7 protein-coding genes are annotated in these 6,170 nt (G+C 72.3%); 4 read left to right on the top strand and 3 right to left on the bottom strand.

The window, feature by feature from the left end; translation table 11 throughout:
* The coding region (locus SACPADRAFT_RS25790) for a WS/DGAT domain-containing protein (protein WP_007026043.1) at positions 1–865 on the top strand (865 nt) is incomplete at its 5' end.
* Positions 866–1,193: 328 nt separating this feature from the next.
* Here the strand turns inward: SACPADRAFT_RS25790 and SACPADRAFT_RS0205845 are convergent.
* Together SACPADRAFT_RS0205845 and SACPADRAFT_RS0205850 are read right to left on the bottom strand one after the other, a co-directional pair.
* Complete coding sequence (locus tag SACPADRAFT_RS0205845) at positions 1,194–2,600, bottom strand: amidase (protein WP_007026044.1); 1,407 nt, start codon at positions 2,598–2,600, stop codon at positions 1,194–1,196.
* 45 nt (positions 2,601–2,645) lie between these two features.
* Positions 2,646–3,566 carry a D-2-hydroxyacid dehydrogenase gene (locus SACPADRAFT_RS0205850; protein WP_007026045.1) on the bottom strand — a complete coding sequence of 307 codons (921 nt, stop codon included), beginning with the start codon at positions 3,564–3,566 and terminating at the stop codon, positions 2,646–2,648.
* Positions 3,567–3,722: 156 nt separating this feature from the next.
* Here SACPADRAFT_RS0205850 and SACPADRAFT_RS0205855 point away from each other — a divergent pair, with 156 nt between their 5' ends.
* Genes SACPADRAFT_RS0205855 through SACPADRAFT_RS0205865 form a run of 3 tightly spaced genes read left to right on the top strand, consistent with a single transcriptional unit; the run spans position 3,723 to position 5,969 of the window.
* Positions 3,723–4,472, top strand: coding sequence for a maleate cis-trans isomerase family protein (locus tag SACPADRAFT_RS0205855; protein ID WP_007026046.1), 750 nt, complete (start codon positions 3,723–3,725; stop codon positions 4,470–4,472).
* Positions 4,473–4,521: 49 nt separating this feature from the next.
* Positions 4,522–5,265 (top strand): maleate cis-trans isomerase family protein, encoded by a 744-nt coding sequence (locus SACPADRAFT_RS0205860; RefSeq protein ID WP_007026047.1) that lies wholly within the window; start codon positions 4,522–4,524, stop codon positions 5,263–5,265.
* 2 nt (positions 5,266–5,267) lie between these two features.
* Positions 5,268–5,969, top strand: a complete 702-nt coding sequence (locus SACPADRAFT_RS0205865; protein ID WP_007026048.1) for a GntR family transcriptional regulator — start codon at positions 5,268–5,270, stop codon at positions 5,967–5,969.
* Positions 5,970–5,984: 15 nt separating this feature from the next.
* On the opposite strand, the gene SACPADRAFT_RS0205870 is transcribed toward SACPADRAFT_RS0205865, so the two are convergent.
* Positions 5,985–6,170, bottom strand: a 186-nt coding sequence (locus SACPADRAFT_RS0205870) for a cation transporting ATPase C-terminal domain-containing protein (protein WP_028662251.1), incomplete at its 5' end; no start/stop codon positions are given.

The raw sequence follows: 6,170 nt of genomic DNA on the forward strand, positions 1-6,170 counted from the left end.
GCCCCCGACCGGCGGGGCCGGACGCGGCGCGGCCCCACGGACGCCCCGGGAGCTGCTGCGGGCGGGACGGGACCTCGCCGGTCAACTCGGCGGCCTCGCACCGACCGCGACCCGGGTGGCCACCGAGGCGTTCCGCGAACACCGGCTCCGGCTCCCGTTACAGGCGCCGAGGACGATGCTGAACGTCCCGGTCGGCGGGGCACGGAGGTTCGCCGCGGAGTCGTGGGAGCAGGCGCGGATCGCCCATGTGGCCGCCGCCGCGGGGGTCTCCACGAACGACGTCGTCCTCGCCATGTGTTCGGGCGCGCTGCGCGCCTACCTGAGCGAGCACCGGGCACTGCCGGACCGTCCGCTGGTGGCGATGGTGCCGGTGTCCCTGCGGGACCGCACCGAACGCGCCGAGACCACCGGCAACCGGATCGGGGCCATCCTCTGCGACCTCGGCACCCACCTGCCGGATCCGGGCGCACGGCTCGCGACGGTGTCGGCGTCGATGAGCGACGGCAAACGGTTGTTCGGCGACCTGAGCCCCCTGCAGGCGCTGGCCCTGTCCGCGTTCAACGTCGCTCCGGTCGCGGCCACACCGCTGCCGGGATGGGTCGACCACACCCGTCCCCCGTTCAACCTGGTGATCTCGAACGTGCCCGGCCCCCGGGGGCGGCAGTACTTCAACGGCGCGCGGCTCGACGGTATCTACCCCGCGTCGGTGCTGCTCGACGGCCAGGCGCTGAACATCACGCTCACCAGCAGCGAGAGCACCCTGGACTTCGGGATCACCGGGTGCCGCCGCAGTGTGCCGCACCTGCAGCGTCTGCTCGGCCACCTGGAGGACGCCCTGGTCGACCTCGAATGCGCCGTGGTCTGACCCCCTCCACCCCCGCGAGTCGCCACCCCACACCCGCGAGTCGCCACTCCAGGCCCGCGAGTTGCCACTCTAGGCCCGCGAGTTGCCACTCCAGGCCCGCGAGTTGCCGCCCGGTGCGGGTGAGTCGACGCTCCGGCGCCGACCGGATCCGCGGCGCGCATTACTACCTCCGGCCACCGGGCGCGTCCGCCGGCCGCGGCCGGCTCGCGCCGTCCTGAACTTGCCTACTCGCGGTTCCCCGGCGTCAACTCACGGTTTTAGACTGCCGACTCACGGTTCCCGGGGGTCAACTCGCGGTGCTGGAGTGGCGACTCGTGGGTCGCGGGGGTCAACTCGCGGGGGTTGCGGGGCGGTCGGTGGGCCAGGGGTTGATTTCCTCGACCAGTTTGGCGACCGCGAGGACCAGGTCGTCGGAGTGGCGGGGGCCGACGATCTGCAGGCCCACCGGCAGGCCGGCCGAGGTGAAACCGGCCGGGACGGTGATCGCGGGTTGCCGGGTCAGGTTGAACGGGTAGGAGAACGGCGTCCACTGCGGCCAGTTCTCGTAGCCGCTGTCCGGGGGCACGTCGTGGCCCGCCTCGAACGGGGGAATCGGCAGGGTCGGGGTGATCAGCACGTCGTGCCGGGTGTGGAACTCCCCCATGTGGATTCCCAGGCTCGCCCCGGCCGCGCTCGCGTCGAGGTAGTCGCCCGCCGAGTAGGTGTGTCCCTGTTCCCACACCGCCCGCAGACCCGGGTCCACGCGTTCCGCCGCACCGTCGGGGAACGAGTCGAGCCACTTCGCCGCGCCGGTGGACCACAGCACACCGAACGCCTCCGCGGGGTCGCCGAAGCCGGGGTCCGTCTCCTCCACGGTCAGGCCGGCCCCGTCCAGCAGCGCGACCACGGAGGCGACCAGCCGGGCGATCTCCGGGTCCACGTCGACGTATCCCAGCGTCGGGGAGTGGGCCGCCCGCAGGCCGCGCACGTCACGGCGTACGGCCTCGCGGAAGGTACCGGGCACCGGGGGCAACGCGGCGGGGTCCCGGGGATCCGTGATCGCCAGGACGTCGAGCAGCAGGGCCACGTCGTCCACCGACCGCGCCATCGGCCCGGCGTGCGACAGCGGCCCGAACGGGCTGGCCGGGTACAGCGGAATGCGCCCACCCGTCGGCTTGAAACCGACGATCCCGCAGAACGACGCCGGGATGCGCACCGACCCGCCCCCGTCGGTACCCACCGAGAGGTCCCCCATCCCGGTGGCGACCGCCACCGCGCTCCCGCCGCTGGACCCGCCCGGCGTCAGCGCGGGATTCCAGGGGTTGCGGGTGATCCCGTCGAGCGGGCTGTCGGTGACCGCCTTCCACGCCAGCTCCGGTGTGGTCGTCTTGCCCAGCAGGACGAGCCCGTGCTCGCGCATCCGCGCGGTAACCGGGCTGTCCTCCCGCCACGGCTGGTCGCGGTCGAGGCACAGCGATCCCCGCAGCGTCGGCCAGCCCTCGGTGAGGAACATGTCCTTGAGCGACGCCGGGACCCCGTCGAGCCACCCGATCGGATTGCCTTCGCGCCAGCGTTCCTCGGAGGCGCGTGCCTGCTCCAGTGCCGACTCGGGGTCGACCAGCGTGAACGCCCCGTGCTCGACGTCGCGCTCGGCGATCGTGGCCAGCGCGGTGCGGGTCGCCTCGACCGGCGACAGCTCGCCCGACGAGAACGCCGCCACGAGTTCGCTCGCGGTGAGCAGGGGTGGCGTCGGCATAACTCTCCTCGTGTCACGCCCGCGGCGGACCGCACGGCACGCCGGTCACGTCACGGGTGAGGGTACATAGCCGAGCCGCTTGTCCACGACGTTGCGCAGCGGTAGCCCGTCCACCCATCGTGCGAAGTTGTCGGCGAAGACCTCGACCAGCGCGTTGCGCCAACCCACGATGTCGCCGGACATGTGCGGGGTGAGGACCACGTTCTCCAACGTCCAGAGAGGACTGTCCGAGGGCAGCGGCTCGGTCTCGAACACGTCGAGCGCGGCGCCGCCGAGATGACCCGATCGCAGGACCTCGACCAGGTCGTCGGTGACGACGAGTTCGCCCCGCCCCACATTGACGAACCGCGCACCGGGCCGCATGGCGCCCAGCGTGCGCGCGTCGAACAGGTGCCGGGTCGCCGCGGTCAACGGCGCCACCGCCACCACGAAGTCGTACCCGGGCAGGTGTTCGGTCAACGCGTCGGTGGGCACGACGGTGCCGAAGTCCGGGTCGTCCTCGCGCGCCCGCCTGCCCGCCCCGGTCACCCGCAGCCCCGCGGCACGGAGTAACCGGGCGGTGGCCCGGCCGATCGGCCCGGTGCCCACGACCAGCACCGGCCTGCCCGCCACCCGTTCCGTCTCGCGGTGCTGCCACCTATGCTGGTCCTGCAACCGCAGTGACCCGGCGAAATCCTTGGCGAAGGCGAGCACGACCCCGAGGACGTACTCGGCGATCGGCCCGTCGAACACCCCCCGCGAGTTGGTCAGGACGACGTCGCTGTCCCGCAGACCGTCGAACATGACCGGGTCGACCCCGGCGCTGGCGATGTGCAGCCACCGCAGACGGTCGGCCGCGTGCCAGGAACCGGGCACGGCGGTGGAAACGAAGTCGTAGACGAACAGGGCATCGGCCCCGCGCAGGGCGTCGGCGAGACCGTCGGCGTCGGTGTAACGGACCGACGCCGCCCGTTCGATGGCTTCCATATCCGGGGGGCGCTTCTCACCGCAGAGTACGGCGAGCACCGGCGGTTGACTGCCAGTCACCGTTGACACGGTATGTGTACGCCGTATGATTGTCAACAATCCGAGGAGCCACCCCGGAGGCCTTCTCCTGCAGAACTGCCGTCGGAGGTGCGAGCCTTGGATTTCGCCGCTCTGGACTTTCCGGTGTTCGACGGCCCGCTGGCGCAGCGCGGCGTCGGGGTGATCGCGCCGTTCGACCTCGCCCTCGAACGGGAGCTGTGGCGCTGGGTGCCGATGGAGGTCTCGCTGCATCTGGCCCGGACCCCGTACGAGCCCGTGCCGGTCAGCATGGAGATGGCCCACCTGGTCAGCAACGCGGCCCACCTCGCGGCGGCCACGCGGGACGTGCTGCACGTGGAGCCGGAGGTGGTGGCCTACCTGTGCAGCTCGGGCAGCTTCGTCAACGGTGTGCCCGCCGAGCGGGACCTGTGCGCGGTCATCCGGGAGGCGGGTGCCCCCGCGGCGGTGACGACGTCCGGGGCCCTCGCGGAGGTGCTGCGCCTGCTGAACCTGGGCAAGCTGGCCGTGCTGACCCCGTACGACGCCGACCTGACCGGCAGGCTGCACGACTTCCTGGACGAGCTCGGGGTCAAGACCATGGCGAGTGACCACCTCGGGCTCGGCGGGGGGATCTGGAAGGTCAACTACCGCACCATCGCGGAACGGATCCTCGCCGCGGATCACGAGGGCGCCGAAGCGATCTTCGTGAGCTGCACGAACCTGCCCACCTACGACGTCATCGAGCCGTTGGAGACCGCCCTCGGCAAGCCGGTGCTGACCGCGAACCAGCTCACCATGTGGGCATGCCTGCGGCGGATGGACCTGCCGATCGTCGGCCCCGGCGGGTGGCTCCGCGAGGTGCCCTGACCCGGCCGACCCGGCCCCGTCCACCGACGAACGAGGAGGAGGTGTCCCGTTGTCCGTGTCCCCCACCCGGCCCACCACGGTCGGCTTCGTGTACCCGGACCACGCCGCCGAGGACGACTACCCGCTCGCCGAACGCGTGCTCGCCGACGGCACCCGCCTGCCCGTGGCCCACATCTACGGCACCGACCTGCACGCGGTGGACGAGCTGCTCGACCTCGGCGCCCCCGCGCGGTTGGCCGAGGGGGCGGCCCTGCTGACCCCGCACGCGCCGGCCGCCGTGGTGTGGGCGTGCACGAGCGGCAGCTTCGTCCGCGGCTGGGACGGCGCCGCCGTCCAGGTCGAGGGCCTGTCCGAGGCCGCGGGCGGGCTGCCCGCGTCCAGCACCTCGTTCGCGTTCGTCCACGCGGCGCGGGCGCTCGGCCTGCGCCGGGTCACCGTGGCCGCGAGTTACCCGGACGAGGTGGCGTGGTTGTTCTCCGACTTCCTCGGCGCGGGCGGCGTCGAGGTTTTGGAGATCTCCGGTGCCGGTATCGACACGGCCGCCGAGGTCGGGAAACTCTCCCCGGACGCCGTCGTTGACCTGATCGTGGCCCGCGACCGTCCCGACGCCGACGCGCTGCTGGTGCCGGACACGGCCATGCGCACACTGGCGTTGATCGAGACCGTCGAACAGCGGTTGGACAAGCCCGTTCTCACCGCCAACCAGGTGACCGTGTGGGAGGGGCTGCGCCTGTCCGGCCACCGGCCGCAGGCACCGGGCCTGGGCAGACTCTTCAGCACGAGGGACACGTGAGCATGCTGGCCGACATCGAACCCGTGAACCGGGAATCCACGGCGTCGATCATCGCGCGCCGACTCCGTGACGCGATCGAGACGGGCGCCCTTCCCCCGGGCTCCCAGCTCGGCGAGAGCGATTTGGCCGCCCGGTTCGAGGTGTCCCGGGGGCCGCTGCGGGAGGCGATGCAGCGGCTGCTGTCCGAGGGACTGCTGCGCAGCGAGCCGCACCGCGGGCTGTTCGTCATCGACCTCGAACCGGACGACGTCTACGACGTGTACTGGGCACGCTCGGCGATCGAACGGGCCGCGGCGATCCGCGTCCTGCGTTCCGGGCACCGGCAGCAGGTCGCGGACACGCTGGCGGACGCCGTGCGGGCGATGGCGGAGGCCGACGCGCAGGACGACCCGACGGCGTTGTCCGAGTCGGACCTCGCCTTCCACGAGGCCCTGATCGAGGCCTCCGGCAGCAGACGACTGGTGCGGATGGCCCGCACGCTGCTGATCGAGACACGGATGTGCCTGTCGGCCCTGCAGGACACCTACACCCGGGAGCATCCGGGCACGGACGAGCGCATCGCCGAACACAACCGGCTCATCGAGGCGCTGCGCTCCGGCGACGAGGACCGGATGCTCACCCTGTTGCAGGCCCACATGGACGACGCCGTCGACCGTCTCGCCCCCACCGCGGACCGTCCCCGGGAACGGGACACCCGGACGTGACCGACCACGGTCGGCTCACCCCGCGAGAGCCCCGACGGTGGTCGCGGCGGTGGCACTGCCCAGGGCGATGCCCCAGCCGACCGGGCCGAGCGGGGTACAGCCGAAGAAGCGGCTGACCCCCGGCGTCTGCACCGCGGCGGCCAGCGCGACCGCCGAGCCGACCCCGCTGATCACCACCGAGGGGCTGCGCCCGCCCATGAT

This window comes from Saccharomonospora iraqiensis subsp. paurometabolica YIM 90007 (genome assembly GCF_000231035.2).
In the GTDB taxonomy this organism is placed as follows: Bacteria; Actinomycetota; Actinomycetes; order Mycobacteriales; family Pseudonocardiaceae; genus Saccharomonospora; species Saccharomonospora paurometabolica.

Bases quoted from the DNA above. Each gene is read 5' to 3' on its own strand.
- SACPADRAFT_RS0205845 (WP_007026044.1), bottom strand. From the start codon at position 2,600: ATGCCGACGCCACCCCTGCTCACCGCGAGCGAACTCGTGGCGGCGTTC.
- SACPADRAFT_RS0205850 (WP_007026045.1), bottom strand. From the start codon at position 3,566: ATGGAAGCCATCGAACGGGCGGCGTCGGTCCGTTACACCGACGCCGAC.
- SACPADRAFT_RS0205865 (WP_007026048.1), top strand. From the start codon at position 5,268: ATGCTGGCCGACATCGAACCCGTGAACCGGGAATCCACGGCGTCGATC.